We start from the raw sequence: 17,949 nt of genomic DNA, 5'->3' as shown, positions 1-17,949 counted from the left end.
GTTATCGATATTTTGTCATAATTGAAAGAACATCTGTACCAGGCATCGTAACATGACGGTATCTCAGTCAGAAACTCAAACTTCCAAATTGTACGATCGCGACTTTTGCTTGTGGGCTCAAGAAACAGCAAAACTTCTCAGAGAAGGCAAATTTTCCTCACTGGATATGGAAAACCTCATCGAAGAAGTGGAAGACATGAGCAAAAGATATAAAGATGCGCTGAAAAGCAATCTCCGAATTCTCTTGATGCACTTACTCAAGTACAAATACCAGCCGACAAAACGTTCTCAAAGTTGGCTAAGTACAATTCGGGAACACCGCACACGCCTGGAAGAAGCCTTCGAGGATAGTCCTAGCTTGAAGCCATATTTCAAGGAAGTTTTCGACAAGTGTTATCAAAAAGCCAGGAAACTAGCTGCTGATGAAACTAATTTGCCCCTAGAAACTTTCCCCAGCGAATCACCTTTTACCCCTGAAGAATGTCTAGACGAATATTTTTTACCTGAATTGTAAGGAAGATCGATCTTGGCACATGAGGTACAATGAAATGATTTTCTTTGAGGGCGCGTTCGTAGGGGCGGGTTTTGCCATAATTATTGTCGATCGGCCACAAATTATCTGCCAAAAAAGCCCCTACAATTTACCTGTACCTCACCACTCGCAATCCGCTGTAATATCAATCGTCATTTCGCGTATAATTGAAAGAATATTTGTAGCAGGTATTGTAATTATGACGGTATCTCAGTCAGAAATCCAAACCTCTAAATTGTACGATCGCGACTTCTGCTTGTGGGCACAAAAAACAGCAAAGCTTCTCAGAGAAGGCAAATTTTCCGAACTGGATATGGAAAACCTCATCGAAGAAGTGGAAGACATGAGCAAAAGTTATAAAAATGCGCTGAGAAGCAATCTCCGAATTCTCTTAATGCACTTACTCAAGTACAAATACCAACCGACAAAACGTTCTCAAAGTTGGCTAAACACAATCGAGGAACATCGCATCCGCATAGAAGATTCCTTTGAGGATAGTCCCAGCTTAAAGCCCTATTTTCTTGAAGTGTTTGACAGCTGCTATCAAAAAGCCCGCAAACAAGCTGCCAAAGAAACCAATTTGCCGATCGATACATTTCCCAGCGAGTCACCTTTCACGCCAGAACAATGTCTCGATGAAGATTTTTTACCTGAGTTGTAAGGAAGATCGACAATGACAGCAACTTATAGGAAGAAAAATATTTCTAAGCTATACGATCGCGACTTTTACCTGTGGATTCAAGAGACAATAACACTTTTGCGGAAAGGTAACTTCGCCGCAGTAGATGTAGAAAATTTAATTGAAGAAATGGAGGATATAGGGAAAAGTCAGAAACAAGCAGTTCGGAGCAATTCGATCGTAGTTTTAATGCACCTTCTCAAGTACAAATATCAACCAGAAAAGCGATCGGGAAGCTGGAGACATACAATTAGGGAACACCGTCGCCGTTTGAGAGAAGCTTTTGAAGACAGTCCCAGTTTGCGGAATTACTTTACAGAAGTGTTTTACAAATGCTACCAAAACGCCATAAAAGAAGCCGCAGACGAAACAGAACTTCACCTCGATACATTTCCCATTGAGCCAGCTTTCACGCCTGAAGAATGCCTTGATGAAGATTTTTTGCCGGAGTTGTAAGGAAGGTTGATGCAGAAAATGCGATCGCCAATCTTCAATCCTTGTAAATATTTTTCCGTTGTCCCACTTTTATAATCAAAATCTCTAAAATATCGTTATTGCTTTAAAGCTGTACGGAGAAATTCAATCCGGTACTCTTCCATTGCTTTCTGACAACCCAAGTTCTTGTTTAACTTGTTCCCAAGAAATTCGCTGTTGATTTTCTGGATCTGCTTCTGCTGCTAGTGCATCTTGCAAATCTAGATAATCTTCTAAATCTTCTGAGTCAACAATTGCCAATTCTCCGCTACCAACTCGTTCTAAAAGTTCAGACACCGATAGATGTAACTTTTCGGCAATACTTTCAATTGCCATCCATCCTTCTTGGGTGAGAGTAACTTGATAGTTATCCTTGATTTTGGTCATAGTTCGTCCATAAGCTATTTATTGAGGATATTTTTATTTTAACTCATGTTATCATCGAAACTATTTCGGATATGCGGTATTTTTTCGAGAATCTCTGGCTCGTTTCCAAAATACCAAATGCGCTCTTATATCCCATTATCGGTTTTAAGATAAATTCTTCATTTTGAAATAAATGCTATTGGCTGAACCTAGCGATCGGCTCAATCACAGAGATATTTCTATTATATGCGATCGCCCTTCATTCCCTCCCCTTCAACTTCCTCCCAAAGTTAAAACATTCGACTGCATATCCACCACTAACCGCCGACTTTTCAACCATTGACGACCGATTAAAATTTCGGGAACTCCATCCCCAACATGAACGGGAATATCGAATTCTTCTCCATCTATTCGTACTTTTCCTACATAAATATCAAAATTTGCCTCTCCCTTTGCTATTCGCATATTTCGCTCTCCTACATAGGGCCAATCAAGCCCTTCTAAATCCTGCTTATCTATTGCTAACCAGTCTGAAAATCCTGTATCTAACATGGCATCAACTGGTAATTCCAATCCATCAGCAGCAATCAACTCTATTTCAAAAAATAACTCCTCATCATCCCCAAATTTGCCTTCAATCATATTGTGCCAGCTACTCCCGTTTCATTGATTCGGAAGATATAAACAGGAGCATTAGGATGCTTATGTCGCGACATATTTATAGCGGTTAATTCATTTTTATTAATAAAATAATCTCCACTATCAGGTTCAACCGCTATATACCAGTTGTAATGAGTTTTAATCAGTTCGGGTTGAACTCGATCGAAAATCACTTGGCAGCGCTTATGAAATGCCTCTTGTTCGGCTTTCCACTGCGCCTTTTTTTCTTCTGACCACTGGATTTCTGGGAATATTCTGCCTCGGCGGACGATGCGAGTAGGTTTTGTTTCAGTCATTTTTGATTCTCCTATTTCTGAAATATCTAATTTTCGATTAACTCGGCTATTGGCTGAACCTAGCGATCGACTCAATCACAGAGATATTTCTATTATATGCGATCGCCCTTCCTTCCCTCCCTCTCAACTTCCTCCCAAAGTCAAAACATTCGACTGCATATCCACCACTAACCGCCGACTTTTCAACCATTGACGACCGATTAAAATTTCGGGAACTCCATCCCCAACATGAACGGGAATATCAAACTCTTCTCCATCTATTCGTACTTTTCCCGCATAGAGATCGAACTCTGAATCTCCTCCTTGTGCTAACCGCATCAATTCCTTGCGAACATAAAACCAACCGAGTCCCTCTAAATCTTGTTTCTCAATAGCTAACCAACCTGAGAATCCAGTATCTAGCATGGCATCAACTGGCAATTCTAATTGCTCATCATCAATCAACTCTATTTCAAAAAATAACTCATCATTATCGCCAAATTTGCCGTGGATCATATCGTACCACAAGCTCCCGTTTCATTAATTCGGAATAGAAACGGGATGGCATTTGGGTGTTTATGACGCGCCATTTGTGTAGCTATTTCTATATCGCGATCGAGGAAATATTCTCCACTATCAGGTTCAACCGCTATATACCAGTTGTAATGAGTTTTAATCAGTTCGGGTTGAACGCGATCGAAAACCACTTTACAGCGCTTATGAAATGCCTCTTGTTCGGCTTTCCACTGCGCCTTCTTTTCTTCTGACCACTGGATTTCTGGGAATATTCTGCCTCGGCGGACGATGCGAGTAGGTTTTGTTTCAGTCATTTTTGATTCTCCTATCTCTGAAATATCTAATTTTCAATTAACTCTGCTATTGGCTGAAGATAGTGATTGCCTTGGATCATATTCTGCCAGCTACTCCTGTTTCATTAATAACGAAAATATATGGAATAGCATTCTGGTTTTTTTTGCGAGCCATCTGTGTAGCTACTTCTTCATTTTTGTCAATAAAATAGTCTTCGCTATCTGGATCGATCGCCATAAAATAGTTATAGTGAGTTTTGATTACCCCTGGCTTGACTTTTTCAAAAATAACTTGGCAACGGTGACGAGTTGCTGCCATTTCTGCTTTCCACTGCGCCTTTTTTTCTTCTGACCACTGAATTTCTGGGAATATTCTGCCTCGACGCACCGTGCGAGTAGGTTTTGTTTCGGTCATTTTTAATTCTCCTATTTCTGAAATATCTAATTTTTGATTATCTCTAGTATTGGCTGAAGATATTTTTATTATATGCGATCGCCCTTCCCTCTCAACTTCCTACCAATGATCGATGACCGATGAAATAACCCAACTAATTCGATCGAACCAGGTGGGTTATTTGATTTCAGATTTACTTAAATAAAAGGCTGTAAGTGCTGAATCAACTGTGGCGCTGACTGCACACCCTCAATTCGATCGACCTGCTTACCATTCTTAAAGAGTACTAGCGTTGGCAGAGCGTGAATGCTATACTGAGAAGCTAACTGAGCATATTTATCTGTGTCAATTTTTACAACCTTTAAGCGGCCTTGCATTTGGGCATTCACCTGCTCTAGAATGGGAGCCATCATCTGGCATGGGCCGCACCAGGTAGCGTAAAAATCAACCAACACTGGCACATCCGAACCAGATAGCAACTCTTCAAAGCTGTTGAACTGTTGTTTAGTAGCCATAAGACAAAATTAATTGTTTGCTTAACACCAACTCAATCCTAGATTACTGGTTTGATGAATTTTGTAAGTCTTAGGTACGAATCACCCTAAGATAGTTAGGGCAGTTATTGAACTATCTCACTGACTTACATGGAAGTATTGCCAGAAAATTATCAGCGGTTGCGGGGACAAGTTGCCATTGTTACAGGGGCTTCGCGGGGAATCGGTCGCGCCGCCGCCTTGGCTTTAGCCACCGAAGGAGCGAATCTTGTTGTCAACTATGCCAGTTCAAGTACCGCTGCTGAAGAGGTGGTAGCGGAAATTACAGCGGGAGGAGGTAATGCGATCGCACTCCAAGCCGACGTTTCCAAAGCCGATCGAGTAGACAACCTCATCAACGCCACAATGGAAAAATGGGGTCGCGTCGATATCCTCGTCAACAACGCTGGTATTACTCGCGACACATTGCTACTGCGGATGAAACCAGAAGATTGGCAAGCCGTAATCGACCTCAACCTCACAGGCGTCTTTCTCTGTACCCGCGCCGCCAGTAAAATAATGCTCAAACAACGCAGCGGTCGAATTATCAACATTTCCTCAGTTGCCGGTCAAATGGGCAACCCCGGTCAAGCCAACTACAGCGCCGCCAAAGCTGGCGTCATTGGATTCACCAAAACCGTCGCCAAAGAACTTGCCTCTCGCGGCATCACAGTAAATTCTGTTGCCCCTGGATTTATTGTCACAGATATGACTGGCAATCTCAAATCAGAGGAAATCTTGAAATACATTCCTCTAGGTCGCTACGGTCAACCAGAAGAAGTCGCTGGTATGATTCGCTTTCTCGCCGCTGACCCAGCTGCGGCCTACATCACCGGCCAAGTGTTTAACGTTGATGGTGGCATGGTGATGGCATAGGGACTAGGGACTAGGGAAGTCAAAAGTCAAAAGTCAAAAGTCAAAAGTCAAAAGAAAATAGGGGCTCTTGCGAGGGGCTAGGGGCTAGGGACTAGGGGCTAGAGGAAGATGGGAAGAGTGGGAGAGTGGGGGAGAATGACCAATGACAACTGACCAATGACCACCGACCACTGACCAATGACAACTGACCACTGACCACTGACCACTGACCAATCCCCAAGAGATTAGCACTCGGACGCAGAGAGTGCTAAATTGGCTAATGGAAGCGAGTGGAAACAGAATATGGCAAAAATCGTTGCATTTAATGAAGAGTCTCGGCGGGCGTTAGAGAAGGGCGTCAACGCCTTAGCCGACGCCGTTCGGATTACCTTGGGGCCAAAAGGTCGCAATGTGGTACTGGAAAGGAAGTTTGGCGCACCGGAAATTGTCAACGACGGGATTACGATCGCCAAAGAAATTGAATTAGAAGACCCCTTAGAAAACACGGGTGCCCACCTAATTCGGGAAGTCGCCTCCAAAACCAAAGATGTCGCCGGTGATGGCACCACCACCGCCACAGTCCTAGCCCAAGCGATGATTCACGAAGGCTTGAAGAACGTAGCAGCGGGTGCAAATCCAGTCGCCTTGCGACATGGCATCGAAAAAACGATTGTCGCCTTGGTGAAGGAAATCGAAGCAGTCGCTAAGCCAGTAGAAGGTGCAGCGATCGCACAAGTAGCAACCATCTCTGCCGGTAACGACGAAGAAGTCGGGGCCATGATCGCCGAAGCGATGGAGAAAGTCACCAAAGACGGCGTGATTACCGTTGAAGAATCTAAGTCCCTGACAACCGAACTGGAAGTAGTCGAGGGAATGCAGCTCGATCGCGGCTACATTTCCGCCTACTTCGTCACCAACAACGAACGGATGACAGTGGAATACGAAGATGTCCGCATCCTCCTCACCGACAAAAAGATTAGCGTCATCCAAGATTTGATACCCGTCTTGGAGAAAGTTGCCCGTTTGGGTAAACCCTTACTGGTGATAGCCGAAGATGTTGATGGAGAAGCCTTAGCAACCTTAGTGGTAAACAAAGCCAGAGGTGTATTAAATGCCGTCGCGATCAAAGCACCTGGATTTGGCGATCGCCGCAAAGCTATGCTCCAAGATATCGCCGTCCTCACCGGCGGTCAAATGATTTCCGAAGAAGTCGGACTCAGCTTGGATGGCGTCACCCTCGATATGCTGGGAGTTGCCCGCAAAATCACGATCGATAAAGAAACCACCATCATCGTCGCTGGTAGCGAAACCACAGCAGACGTGCAAAAGCGAATCGGCCAAATTCGCACGCAACTGCAAGAAGCCGACTCCGATTACGACAAAGAAAAACTGCAAGAACGGATTGCCAAACTTGCGGGTGGAATTGCGGTGATTAAAGTTGGTGCAGCCACCGAAACCGAACTGAAAAACCGCAAGCTGCGGATCGAAGATGCCCTCAACGCCACCAAAGCGGCTGTGGAAGAAGGCATCGTACCCGGTGGCGGCACTACGCTAATTCATTTGACCAAAAAGATCGACGAGATCAAAAACAGCTTGGATGCCGAAGAAAAGATCGGTGCAGAGATTATCCGCAAAGCGCTAGAAGCACCATTGCGCCAAATTGCCGATAACGCAGGCGTCGAAGGTGCTGTGATTGTCGAGAACGTGCGAAACACCGAATTCAACATCGGTTATAACGCCCTGATCGATAAATTTGAAGACATGATTGCAGCTGGAATTATCGATCCAGCAAAAGTCGTGCGATCGGCCCTGCAAAACGCCGCTTCTATTGCCAGTATGGTCTTAACTACCGAAGGTTTAGTTGTCGAAAAGCCTGAGAAAAAACCCGCTGGCGGAGCCCCCGATATGGGCGGCATGGGCGGCATGGGCGGCATGGGCGGCATGGGCGGCATGGGCGGCATGGGCGGCATGGGTATGATGTAGCCCTTTAGTCATTAGTCATTAGTAGAATTTTGACAATGACCAATGATTCATTACAGCAGCTTGTTTACCAGACAAGCTGCTTTTTTTGTGGCGATCGCCTAAAATGCGGATATATAGCAACCGCCAGGGCGATTAAGCCAACTCCAACTGTTACCTTTAGTCCATAATCCCTTACAGAGTAAGCTTTTTCCTCTTCCCTCTTCCCTAGTCCCTAGCCCCTAGCCCCTAGTCCCTAGCTATAATACCAAACCCGGGTTTGTTACCCCCTTTAATTTTTGGCATAAACATTGTAGAGACGTTTCATGAAACGTCTCTACAGCCGATCCATATAAAGGGGGTAATCGTTGCGGATTTGGTATAAGTAGGTGGGCTTAAATAAAGTGAACTCCCAGAAACCCGGTTTCTTGGAGAAACCGGGTTTCTAAGGGCCTGGAGTTTTACGTTTAATTATGCCCACCTACTTATCATAAAGATTTCAAAAAAAGAGGGAAAAAGAATGGCAGAAACAAAGCCCACTCGCACAGTACGCCGAGGAAGATTATATCCGGAACGAACGATGTCTCAAGAAGAGATAAACCAGTGGCACGCTGAAAGAGCAGCATTTCGTCAGCATTCCAAAGTAGTTTTCGATCGTGTTCAGCCAGAATTGATAAAAACTCACTACAACTGGTACATGGCAGTTGAGCCTGATAGTGGAGATTATTTTATTGATAAGGATGAATTAGTAGTGGCAAAGATAGCGCATCAAAAGCACCCAAATGCTAGGCTGCACGTTTTCAGAATCAATGAGACAGGGGTGTGCGGCACAATATGATACATGGGAAGTTTGGCGATCGAGATGAGCTATTTTTTGAAATAGAGTTGATAGTTGATAACGGCTTAGAACTACCAGTTGATGCCATGCTGGATACGGGATTTTCAGGGTGGCTAGCAATGAACAAGCAGGATATAGAGGGAGTTAATTGGACTTATTTAGATGAGCAAATGATGGGAACAGCACAAGGAGATTTTGTTTTTGAGATTTATGTAGGAAAAGTACGAATAGATGGAGAAGAGTTTGATATTGCCGTTCATGTTGGAGAGGGAATTCCAGAAGTTTTAATCGGTCGTCAGTGGTTGAAAAATCGCCGGTTGGTAGTGGATATGCAGTCAGGTGTGTTGACTTTGGGAGAAAGTTGAGGGTTCAGCTATTTTAAGGTGCGTTAGCCTAAGCGTAACGCACCCTACACCTACACCGAATCTAGTTCAATCTTTGTGCAGAATCAGAATATCCTGGTAACTGGTGTGTTCGCTGCGGCCACACCACAAGCCGTAATACTTGCCTTTCACTGTGAAACCGCGATCGCAAATCCACTCCAGCAGCAAGTCTTCTTTAAACCCAGTGAACATCTCCGGCATATCCAAGCTGGTGGCAAAATAATCATCGATCTCGTGAACCAGATTAGCAGAACTTTTGCCTGCTGCAATCAGTTTTGCCGACTCCTCGTTGTGCATGAAGACGGTACATAGACAACGACCCCCCAGTTTGAGAACCCGGTAGATTTCTTCTAGATAATGACGAACCTCACAAGCGGGTATGTGAGTAAATACAGAACCCAGAAAAACAAAGTCGAAACTTTCGTCCTCGTAGGGGAAAACAAACTCCGTCGCTTGCAAAGTTCCGTTGTGGTTATAAAGCTTGTTATAAATGTCTACTCGACGGAAGTTGAAGTTGGGAAAGCGAGGAGTAATATTATTGTGAGCCCATTGAATTAGTGGCTCCATAATATCAAACCCCTCGTATCGGGTTGTCGGTGCCAAGTAGTAGGCTAGGGTGTAGGCTATGCGGCCCATACCGCAGCCAACATCAAGTACCGAGTCAGTCGGTTTGAGAGCGGCCATTTCCAAAAAGTAGCCGAGAAACTCGATCGCTGTGCGACTGAAGGTGTCTAGAGCATTTGACCCTATCCAGATCATCAATTCGCTGTCATCCTCACTCGGAAGCGGTAAGGAAGGTTCTAGCAGGTAGAGTATGGTTCCTCCCTCTCCCTCTTTGAATAAGGGAGTCACAACAATGAGGGAATCGCGAATTTGTTGTTGTTCTTCTAGATTGAGAGGTATGCGAATGCGGAACCGCGACTTCTGCCCGCATTCTAGATTTGGGAATATTTCCTTGACATCAGGACTCTTGATGCCGAAAGCCATCTCAAAGTCAGTGAATTCTTTACCTGAATATGAAACCCTTAAGCTTTCCACAGGGCCTGCATTAACTGAAGCTGCCCAGCCTATTAACAGCAACACATTGTCTTCGATGACTGCTTTGTCGATGTTCCCGCGCATTTGAACCAGTTGAGTTGGTGTGATTGTCTTCATAAAGGTCTGGCTCTTTCAGAATTACTATGCTATTTGGTACTAAAGTCAAGCTTTTTCATTCATGTTGCGACTTTGGAACATCCGGTAAATCTTCTTTGCGAACATCTGCATACGGAAAAGGAAAGAGCAATCTTTTTGGAAAACCAGTATGTCTTGGTGACTGGTGAACTCGGTGCGGCGACACCAATCGCCATAGTACTTGCCCTGTAGGGTGAAACCGCGATCGCAAATCCACGTCAGCAGCAAATCTTCTGGGAAACCAATGAACCTTTCCGGCACATCCGGGCTGGTAGCGAAATAATCATCGATTTGGTAAACCAAGTTAGCGGTACTTTTGCCTTCCTCCATCAGCTTTTGGGACTCCTCGTTGTGCAGCAAAACGGTACATAGACAACGACCACCTGGCTTGAGAACTCGCACAATTTCGTCCAGGTAATGGCGAACCTCCTCAGATGGTAAATGAGTGAAGACTGAAGTCAGCAACGCGAAGTCGAAGGTTTCATCCTCATAAGGGAAAGCAAATTCCGTCGCTTGCAAAGTTCCATCCGGGTTATAAAGTTTATTGTAGATGTTGACCTGGCGAAAATTAAAGTTGGGAAAGCGAGCAGTAATGTTTTTCCCAGCCCATTCGATCAACGGTTGTGCGATATCAAATCCCTCATATCGGGCTGTGGGTGCCAAGTAGTAAGCTAGAGCATAAGCCATGCGACCTGCACCGCAGCCAATATCGAGGACGTTTTCTGTCGGTTTGAGGCCACCCTTTTGCAAAAAGTAGCCGAGAAATTCGATCGCAGCGTCGGTAAAGTTGACGTTTGCGCCGATAAAGCCCCGCAAATCGCTGTCTGGGAGCGGTAGGGAAGGTTCTAGCAGATCGAGCAGGAGGCATCCTTCTCTACCCTCGAACAACGGCGTTAAAACGATCAGGGAATCCCGAACCTGTTCTTGCTGTTGTTCGTTCAAAAACACATTAATATGAAACCGAGCTTTTTCAGAGCAGTCTAGCTTTGGAAACATCTCCTCCACGTCAGGGCTATCAAGGCCCAAAGCCATCACAAAGTCGGTCAACTCTTTACCTGCACAGACAATCTTGAAGCCTTCCACAGGGCCTGCGTCAACTGAGGCTACCCAGCCCCCTAAGTGCAAAACATCGTTTTCGATGACTACTTTGTCCAGGTTTCCCCGTGTCTGAATTGGTTCGGTTGGTTTGATTGTCTTCATTTGGGCCGATCGGTCAATTGCTAGAACTCAAATTCTAAAGATTATCTCATTAGTGATGTTAAGGTATGGAATCGAACCCGGAGCTATGGAAATCAGGACTTACGCAGAAAGCCCCCAACTCTGGGGGCTTTCTGCGTAAGTCCTGAAAATGTCACTTTTGTCGTCCAGAATTTGATTAAGTAGGTGGGCATCATTAAACGTAAAACTGTCAGGCCCTTAGAAACCCGGTTTCTGGGAGTTCAGTTTATTTACGCCCACCTTAATATCCCGCTCAAGTATAGCAACCGCTCTCGTCGGTTAAGACGTACTAAAACGCTAGAATCAATTCACAGAAAGCATTTCACTTTTGACTTTTGAATGAGTGACTTTTGACTTTTGCTATAGCTTCCAAGTGAACCAACATGGCAGATAAACGTTTCCCACCTTCTGAATTAGCTGCACCACCCCATGCCAAAGATGAAGATGAATCTTACATTGATTTCAACTACGACAAACCAGGGAGTATGCCGGGGACTCTTGACCTTGAGGATGATGCCGCGCCGCCCTCCATTGTGTTGATCGATTACTGCGCTAGCAAAGCCACCCGCGTTCAACTCGATACACCGGAAGCTTGCGTTCCTTATTTGGATACGGAGTCGGTTTCTTGGGTGGACGTACTCGGCTTAGGAAATGAAAACATTTGGCGGCGAATGGGTCAAGTGTTTGATTTGCATCCCCTGGTTCTGGAAGATGTGGTCAATGTACCCCAGCGACCTAAAGTGGACGATTTGGATTCCCAGCTGGTGATTATTGCTCGAATGGTGATGCCCAAGGAGAAAGGTAATGGTTTTTACAGCGAGCAAGTCAGTTTTGTTTTAGGCAAGTATTATCTGCTTACAGTGCAGGAGGAGGCAGAGCGCGATTGTTTCCAACCGGTGCGCGATCGCATTCGCCACGACAAAGGTACGATCCGCCAGCGTGGAGCCGATTTTCTAGCCTATGCCTTGTTAGATTCGATTATTGATGGCTTTTTCCCAGTGCTAGAAATCTATGGTGAGCAGATTGAAGAACTAGAAGATGAAGTGGTGACTAACCCGACGCGGCACACGCTAGAAAAAATCTATCAAGTCAAACGCGATTTGCTCACACTCCGCCGCGCTATTTGGCCGCAGCGAGATGCCATAAATAACCTGATTCGAGATGGCAGCAGTCTGATTGGTTCCGATGTGCGAATTTATCTGCGAGATTGTTACGACCACGCAGTTCAGGTGATGGATATTGTGGAGACTTATCGAGAACTGTCTTCCGGCTTGATGGATGTTTATCTGTCCAGTGTCGGCAACAAAATGAATGAAATTATGAAACTGCTGACTGTGATTTCGTCAATTTTTATTCCGCTAACTTTCATCGCTGGCGTGTATGGGATGAACTTTGATACAGAAAAATCCCCCTTGAATATGCCAGAACTCAACTGGTACTGGGGCTATCCGTTTTGCTGGGCTGTTATGATTGCGATCGCCTCTGGTCTAATCTACTTTTTCTGGCGTCGGGGCTGGTTCGATAATTTTTCTACAATCAAGAAAGATTAAGGGCAAGTCAAGTGTGAATTGGACGCGATCGGATAATATGGTTACAACCTTCTTCTATATGGGAACACTAAGCGTAGTTTAAACTGTGAGATTGCTATGCAATACCTGCTCTACCCGATCGCTATCTATGCACTGCTGTATGTGATCCGCTATCTCATCACATTTTTGCAGATTCGCAAGTTACCAGTCCAATACCCAAAGTACGAGCTTCAAAAAGCTGACAAAGTTCCTACTTACCTCAAAGAGTTATTTCAAACTCCAATTAGAGAGCTAGAACAATTGGATTTCAAACCATGCAGCTATTTGCAGGTTGAGTCAATAGTAAAGGTTTACCCTCCCACAAGTTGGCAGATATTGCTGTATAATGAAACGCTCAAAACCTATGCGATAGTCTCCATTCGTCGTCCGGCTGAGCCTGTCAATTTGTTTGACATTGAGTTCTTCACCTTCTTTGAAGACAGAAGTTTGTTGCTTACCATGAACGGTAAGGCGTATGGCATTATAGGTGAGATTCCTAACTTCATTATCGAAGATCGTTATACAGATAAAACATCGGTGCAATGGCAAGCTCACCAAGATAAATTAAATCAATTAGCGGCAACCAAAACGCCCTGTAATTTAGCACCAGATACTTTTGCCAAGACGCTACAGATATTTATTAAAGATTACATTGATTGTTTGGCAAAGGCAGGTAATATATCGCCAATCAAGGAAGCAGAATTATTTCAGATCGATTGGTTGACAGCGTTAAAAACATCCCACAAGACAATACAGGGTGGATCGAAGGCAGCAGGTATCATCAAGCAACGCAGACAACAAGCCAAAACAGATTCAACTATCCAGGTTGAAATCCCCGTAGAACTGGAAGTTGAGGGATTTCAGCGTATGGAACAATTGCAGCAGGGAATTGTTAACAAAAAATTACGCACTTGGCTGCTACTAGGCAGTCTGGCGTTGTTTATCGCTAGCTATATGAAACTTTTTTCTCTGCAAAGTTTCGCAATCTTTATGGGCGCACTGTTGTTCCATGAAAGCGGACACTTGTTGTCGATGAAACTTTTCGGCTATCAAGATACTTCTCTCCTCTTCCTACCGTTTCTGGGTGCTGTAGCAACTGCTCGCAAAGAAGACGCGACACTCACTCAAAAGTTTTGGATATTGCTGGCAGGGCCTTTGCCTGGGTTGATTCTTGGGATGGGATTAGCGATCGCGTCTCGTGACGGTAGCTATCCTGGTTGGGTGCAACAAGCTAGCTGGATACTGATTGGTCTTAACCTGTTTAATCTGCTCCCAGTTTACCCGCTTGATGGCGGACAAATTGCCGACCTGCTATTGTTTTCTCGCCATCCTTACATTGGCGTAATTTTCAAGGTATTTGGTGTCATTATCTTGGGATTGCTTGGTATCGGTCAACCGATGTTGTTGTTATTCGCTATCTTGATATCTTTGAGTATTCCAAATAGTTTCCGCAGTGCCAAAGTGAATTCGTGGTTGCGGAAGGAACTCCGGCAAAACCCACCTGAAAATCGAGAAAATCTTCTGTATTCTATCTTCCAGAATCTGAAGCAGATGGGCTACGGAAATTTGCCCTTTAGCAAGAGATATGTACTGGCGAAAGATTTAATCCAACGTCACCACGAATCCGGTGCCAAGCGGACAACAATAGTATTGCTGGTAATGCTTTACTTTGTCAGCTTATTCGGAGGTACGATCGGCACTCTTCAAGCGATCGCGCCTAATTGGGCTAGAATAATCTCTTACTCGTTTCAAAATCCGCAAAAATTACGAAAACGGGCAACGGAAGCTAAAAAAAGAGAAGTTGAGCAGGCAACCGAAGCTTTGCGCTTAAATCCGAATGATATCAATGCTTATGTTAAGCGATCGCGGGCGCGGATGTGGCTGCGTGACGATCGGGGAGCTATGGCAGATTACGATCACCTTGTACGCTTAAAACCCAACGACATTGGATATCGCCTTAGCCGTGCTAGCCTTCGTGCTAGGTTACGAGACTATAAAGGTGCGAATCAAGATTACGACTATCTTTTGCGTCTCAACCCCAAAGATATCAAGATCTATCGCAGACGGGCACAAATGCGTAATATGTTAAAGGACTACAAAGGTGCGATCGCAGATTATAGCGAAATTATCAAATTGGATTCCAAAAACATCTCGGCTTACCTCGCTCGCGGATACGCTCGTGAGCGGCTACAGGACTACAAAGGTGCCCTTACCGATGCGAACTATGCGATCGAGCTAAATCCAAACCAGCCTGATGCCTATGACCTGCGGAGCGAAATTCGTCGTCGTTTAGGAGACGATAAGGGTGCGATCGTCGATCGGCAAAAAGCAGAGGCTCTTTACAAAGCTATAGAAGAAGAAGATCGCAACTGAGAAAAACAAACAGATCTCATCCTCTCTGCCCCATATCCAAATTCCTAATCTAAAATCTAAAATCTAAAATTCACAATCTAAAATGATAAGGGGAGAGAGTAGGCGCAGGCAGTTGCGGGCTAGCGAAAGCTAGTCTGAGGAAAGTCCGGGCTCCCGAAAGACCAAACTTGCTGGATAACGCCCAGTGCGGGTGACCGTGAGGATAGTGCCACAGAAAGATACCGCCCCTAGAAAGTCAAAAGTCAAAAGTCAAAAGTCAAAAATAAAACTTTTTACTTTTGATTTGCTAGGGGTAAGGGTGCAAAGGTGCGGTAAGAGCGCACCAGCAGCGTCGAGAGGCGTTGGCTCGGTAAACCCCGGTTGGGAGCAAGGTCGGAGGAACTACGGTTGGTCTTTTACCCGTTCCGCTTATTGTGTACCGCTAGAGGCGTCTGGTAACAGGCGTCCCAGATAGATAACCGCCTTCAAAGCTCCACGTGGGCCTTGAAAACAGAACCCGGCTTATGTCCGACTCTCTTCCTCTCTTTTCTTTTTTAAACAGGACTTACGCAAAAACCTTGGTTTTGCCCCCCCGACCCCCCAAAACTGGGGGGAGAAGAGTCCTGTTCCCCCCAGATTTGGGGGGCTAGGGGGGCGAAAAGCGTAAGTCTTTTTTAAAGAAATCGGCCTAACTTCCATGAATCTCACTTATCCCCGCCGTCAAAAGCAACTCCAAAGCTTGCTGCAAAAGCTTGGACTACCTGAAAAAGTGCCTGTTGAGTGGCACCTACTGGACTTGGCGCTAACTCATCCGACTTTTTCGGCTGAGGCTAACTACGAACAGCTAGAGTTTGTGGGAGATGCCGTGGTGCGGCTGGCAGCAGCAGAATTTTTATGGGAAACTTATCCCGACTGTAGTGTAGGTGAGTTTTCGGGGATTCGGGCGGAATTGGTGAGCGATCGCATCCTGGCACAAATAGCCGATAGTTATGGATTAGAAGCATACCTACTGCTCGATCGGAGTGCGGCAGGAGACATTGCCGGACGGGAAACTAGGCTGGCAGACGCTTTAGAAGCTGTGTTGGGCGCTCTCTACCTAAGTACACACACTTTGGAATTAGTGCTACCCTGGTTAGCTACCCACTTTAAACAATTAGCCGCAGAAATTCGCAGCGACCCAGCCCGTCGCAATTATAAAGCAGCACTCCAGGAACTTACCCAGAGCTACTACAAGGTTTTACCCGAATATGAAGTTAAGGAAATGAAGCCAATTCGAGGTAATCTACAAATGTTTACCGCAGTTGTCAAAGTACTGGGACAAACTTGGGGAACCGGAAAAGGAGGATCGAAAAAAGCAGCCGAACAAGCTGCTGCAAAAGTTGCTTTTGAGCAATCAAAAGTTAAAATGTCAAATGAATAATATCATGTCCTTACGCATTGGTTACCTAAAAAAATCGTGTGATTATTCTTATCTGCGTTCATCTGCGTTCATCTGTCTACCCTACGGGAAGGCGAAGCGCCTACATCTGCGGTAAAAATTTAACCAACGATGACAACAGACAATTTGACGATCTCACTCATATACTAACGATGCAACCGGACACGATATAATTTCAGATTTCAGAGTTAAAATTTCAGATTTAACAGAAATGTCGTCAGAAGTACCTACCTAAAAATACTATCAAAAAAACCACATTTTAGGCAGGGATGAATGACGACAAACTAATAAAAGCGTAGCAACGTTGTTCGATTTCTCAATTCTTCTACTTTATCTAAAATCTTCCCTTTTGCAATAACAAATAACCAATGACAATTAAAATTGCTGTATTAGGGGCTGGGCGATGGGGTATCCACTTGGTGCGAAACTTCTTAGAAAATCCCCAAGCGCATTTAGTGGCGGTGGTAGACCCCAACCCGGAGAGATTAGAAGCTTTGCGATCGCGTAGCGTGCGTGCAGCGCAATCGCGCTATCAGTTCGACGAGAGCATAGTGCTGGCAACCGACTGGGCCCAAGTACGAGAATTACCGGGACTGGATGCTGTTGCGATCGTCACCCCAGCCACAACCCACTACACCTTAATCGCTGACGCCCTCCAGCAAGGCTACCACGTCCTCGCAGAAAAACCTTTAACCCTCTACCCAGCTGAGTGCCTGGAACTCTGCCACCTAGCAGAACAACACCAGCGCCAACTTGTAGTAGATCACACCTATTTATTTCATCCCGCAGTAATTGGCGGACAAACTGTCATCCAAAAGGGAATACTGGGAGACTTGCGCTACGGTTACGCCACCCGAACCCACCTTGGCCCAGTGCGCCCGGATGTCGATGCCTTATGGGATTTAGCCATCCACGATATCGCCATTTTCAACACCTGGCTAGGGGAAACGCCAATAAAAGTACAAGCTACTGGCAACGTTTGGCTGCAAAGCGGTTTAGCCGACTTGGTTTGGGTGACGCTTACCTACCCCAGCGGATTTCAAGCATATATCCATCTGTGTTGGTTGAATCCCGATAAACAGAGGCGTCTGGGAGTCGTAGGCAGTCAGGGTACTTTAATTTTTGACGAATTATCGACAAAATCACCCCTCAGCATACAGCATGGAAGCTTAGACCAAAGCGGCAACCGATTTACCCCTGTAAATCAAAGCCATGAAGTCGTAAATATCGAACCAGGAGAACCTCTAAAACAAGTTTGCCAACACTTTCTTGATTGTGTTAGCAACAACACCACCTCAAAGGTTTCTTCTGGCTGGGTTGGCGCTCATTTAGTCCAAATTCTGCGTGCTATAACAGAATCATTAGAGCAAGGTGGAGTGCCCGTTACTGTTCCCGATCCACTTAGATTTTAGTCGGATTTAAAACTAACAATCGTAGCTCAAT

Annotated in this window: 21 protein-coding genes and 1 other RNA gene; 12 read left to right on the top strand and 10 right to left on the bottom strand. The window is 45.1% G+C overall.

The annotated features are described in order from the left end of the window. Window positions 1–52 precede the first annotated feature (52 nt). The 3 genes from LAY57_RS09710 to LAY57_RS09700 are packed head-to-tail and all read left to right on the top strand — an operon-like array spanning window position 53 to window position 1,667. Complete coding sequence (locus LAY57_RS09710; protein WP_249066215.1) at window positions 53–514, top strand: DUF29 domain-containing protein; 462 nt, start codon at window positions 53–55, stop codon at window positions 512–514. A gap of 34 nt (window positions 515–548) precedes the next feature. Continuing rightward, window positions 549–1,193 carry a DUF29 domain-containing protein gene (locus tag LAY57_RS09705; protein ID WP_338022385.1) on the top strand — a complete coding sequence of 215 codons (645 nt, stop codon included), beginning with the start codon at window positions 549–551 and terminating at the stop codon, window positions 1,191–1,193. A gap of 12 nt (window positions 1,194–1,205) precedes the next feature. After that, window positions 1,206–1,667, top strand: coding sequence for a DUF29 domain-containing protein (locus LAY57_RS09700; protein ID WP_249066214.1), 462 nt, complete (start codon window positions 1,206–1,208; stop codon window positions 1,665–1,667). 123 nt (window positions 1,668–1,790) lie between these two features. On the opposite strand, the gene LAY57_RS09695 is transcribed toward LAY57_RS09700, so the two are convergent. From LAY57_RS09695 to trxA, 7 genes are all read right to left on the bottom strand, one after another. After that, on the bottom strand, window positions 1,791–2,072 hold the full coding sequence (locus tag LAY57_RS09695; RefSeq protein WP_249066213.1) for a hypothetical protein: 282 nt from the start codon (window positions 2,070–2,072) through the stop codon (window positions 1,791–1,793). A gap of 252 nt (window positions 2,073–2,324) precedes the next feature. Continuing rightward, window positions 2,325–2,693, bottom strand: a complete 369-nt coding sequence (locus LAY57_RS09690) for an aspartyl protease (RefSeq protein ID WP_249066212.1) — start codon at window positions 2,691–2,693, stop codon at window positions 2,325–2,327. Continuing rightward, window positions 2,690–3,007 (bottom strand): hypothetical protein, encoded by a 318-nt coding sequence (locus tag LAY57_RS09685; RefSeq protein ID WP_249066211.1) that lies wholly within the window; start codon window positions 3,005–3,007, stop codon window positions 2,690–2,692. The genes LAY57_RS09690 and LAY57_RS09685 overlap by 4 nt, the downstream gene beginning before the upstream one ends. A gap of 123 nt (window positions 3,008–3,130) precedes the next feature. Beyond that, window positions 3,131–3,502 carry an aspartyl protease gene (locus tag LAY57_RS09680; RefSeq protein WP_249066210.1) on the bottom strand — a complete coding sequence of 124 codons (372 nt, stop codon included), beginning with the start codon at window positions 3,500–3,502 and terminating at the stop codon, window positions 3,131–3,133. Further along, entirely contained in the window at window positions 3,499–3,816 is a 318-nt protein-coding gene (locus LAY57_RS09675) for a hypothetical protein (RefSeq protein ID WP_249066209.1), read from the bottom strand. The genes LAY57_RS09680 and LAY57_RS09675 overlap by 4 nt, the downstream gene beginning before the upstream one ends. A gap of 76 nt (window positions 3,817–3,892) precedes the next feature. Beyond that, on the bottom strand, window positions 3,893–4,210 hold the full coding sequence (locus LAY57_RS09670) for a hypothetical protein (protein WP_249066208.1): 318 nt from the start codon (window positions 4,208–4,210) through the stop codon (window positions 3,893–3,895). A gap of 176 nt (window positions 4,211–4,386) precedes the next feature. Next, window positions 4,387–4,704 carry a thioredoxin gene (gene trxA, locus LAY57_RS09665; protein ID WP_249066207.1) on the bottom strand — a complete coding sequence of 106 codons (318 nt, stop codon included), beginning with the start codon at window positions 4,702–4,704 and terminating at the stop codon, window positions 4,387–4,389. A 129-nt stretch (window positions 4,705–4,833) separates the two neighbouring features. Between trxA and fabG the strand changes: the two genes are divergently transcribed. Continuing rightward, entirely contained in the window at window positions 4,834–5,598 is a 765-nt protein-coding gene (fabG, locus tag LAY57_RS09660; RefSeq protein ID WP_249066206.1) for a 3-oxoacyl-[acyl-carrier-protein] reductase, read from the top strand. 84 nt (window positions 5,599–5,682) lie between these two features. Here fabG and LAY57_RS09655 read toward each other — a convergent pair whose 3' ends face one another. Then, window positions 5,683–5,829, bottom strand: a complete 147-nt coding sequence (locus tag LAY57_RS09655) for a hypothetical protein (protein ID WP_249066205.1) — start codon at window positions 5,827–5,829, stop codon at window positions 5,683–5,685. 51 nt (window positions 5,830–5,880) lie between these two features. Between LAY57_RS09655 and groL the strand changes: the two genes are divergently transcribed. The 3 genes from groL to LAY57_RS09640 all read left to right on the top strand — a co-directional run bounded on the left by groL (window position 5,881) and on the right by LAY57_RS09640 (window position 8,739). Then, window positions 5,881–7,560, top strand: a complete 1,680-nt coding sequence (groL, locus tag LAY57_RS09650; RefSeq protein WP_249066204.1) for a chaperonin GroEL — start codon at window positions 5,881–5,883, stop codon at window positions 7,558–7,560. Window positions 7,561–8,056: 496 nt separating this feature from the next. After that, window positions 8,057–8,374 carry a hypothetical protein gene (locus tag LAY57_RS09645; RefSeq protein ID WP_249066203.1) on the top strand — a complete coding sequence of 106 codons (318 nt, stop codon included), beginning with the start codon at window positions 8,057–8,059 and terminating at the stop codon, window positions 8,372–8,374. Continuing rightward, window positions 8,359–8,739 (top strand): aspartyl protease, encoded by a 381-nt coding sequence (locus tag LAY57_RS09640; protein ID WP_338022384.1) that lies wholly within the window; start codon window positions 8,359–8,361, stop codon window positions 8,737–8,739. Before LAY57_RS09645 ends, LAY57_RS09640 begins: the two co-directional genes overlap by 16 nt. Before the next feature lie 66 nt (window positions 8,740–8,805). On the opposite strand, the gene LAY57_RS09635 is transcribed toward LAY57_RS09640, so the two are convergent. Then, window positions 8,806–9,912: a class I SAM-dependent methyltransferase gene (locus LAY57_RS09635; RefSeq protein WP_249066202.1), complete on the bottom strand. Its 1,107-nt coding sequence runs from the start codon at window positions 9,910–9,912 to the stop codon at window positions 8,806–8,808. 45 nt (window positions 9,913–9,957) lie between these two features. Continuing rightward, complete coding sequence (locus LAY57_RS09630) at window positions 9,958–11,130, bottom strand: class I SAM-dependent methyltransferase (protein ID WP_249066201.1); 1,173 nt, start codon at window positions 11,128–11,130, stop codon at window positions 9,958–9,960. Between the two features lie 401 nt (window positions 11,131–11,531). Here LAY57_RS09630 and corA point away from each other — a divergent pair, with 401 nt between their 5' ends. From corA to LAY57_RS09605, 5 genes are all read left to right on the top strand, one after another. Continuing rightward, entirely contained in the window at window positions 11,532–12,698 is a 1,167-nt protein-coding gene (gene corA / locus LAY57_RS09625; protein ID WP_249066200.1) for a magnesium/cobalt transporter CorA, read from the top strand. Between the two features lie 96 nt (window positions 12,699–12,794). Beyond that, the gene (locus LAY57_RS09620; protein WP_249066199.1) at window positions 12,795–15,089 is read left to right on the top strand and encodes a site-2 protease family protein; all 2,295 of its coding nucleotides are present in this window, start codon (window positions 12,795–12,797) and stop codon (window positions 15,087–15,089) included. Window positions 15,090–15,184: 95 nt separating this feature from the next. Then, window positions 15,185–15,608, top strand: an RNA gene (gene rnpB, locus LAY57_RS09615) — RNase P RNA component class A. 157 nt (window positions 15,609–15,765) lie between these two features. Next, window positions 15,766–16,488 (top strand): ribonuclease III, encoded by a 723-nt coding sequence (gene rnc, locus LAY57_RS09610; protein WP_249066198.1) that lies wholly within the window; start codon window positions 15,766–15,768, stop codon window positions 16,486–16,488. Window positions 16,489–16,874: 386 nt separating this feature from the next. Beyond that, window positions 16,875–17,918, top strand: coding sequence for a Gfo/Idh/MocA family protein (locus LAY57_RS09605; protein WP_249066197.1), 1,044 nt, complete (start codon window positions 16,875–16,877; stop codon window positions 17,916–17,918). The last annotated feature ends 31 nt before the right edge of the window (window positions 17,919–17,949 follow it).

Source organism: Argonema antarcticum A004/B2 (assembly GCF_023333585.1).
Lineage (GTDB): Bacteria > Cyanobacteriota > Cyanobacteriia > Cyanobacteriales > Aerosakkonemataceae > Argonema > Argonema antarcticum.
This window is presented reverse-complemented; position numbering and strand designations above follow the sequence as displayed.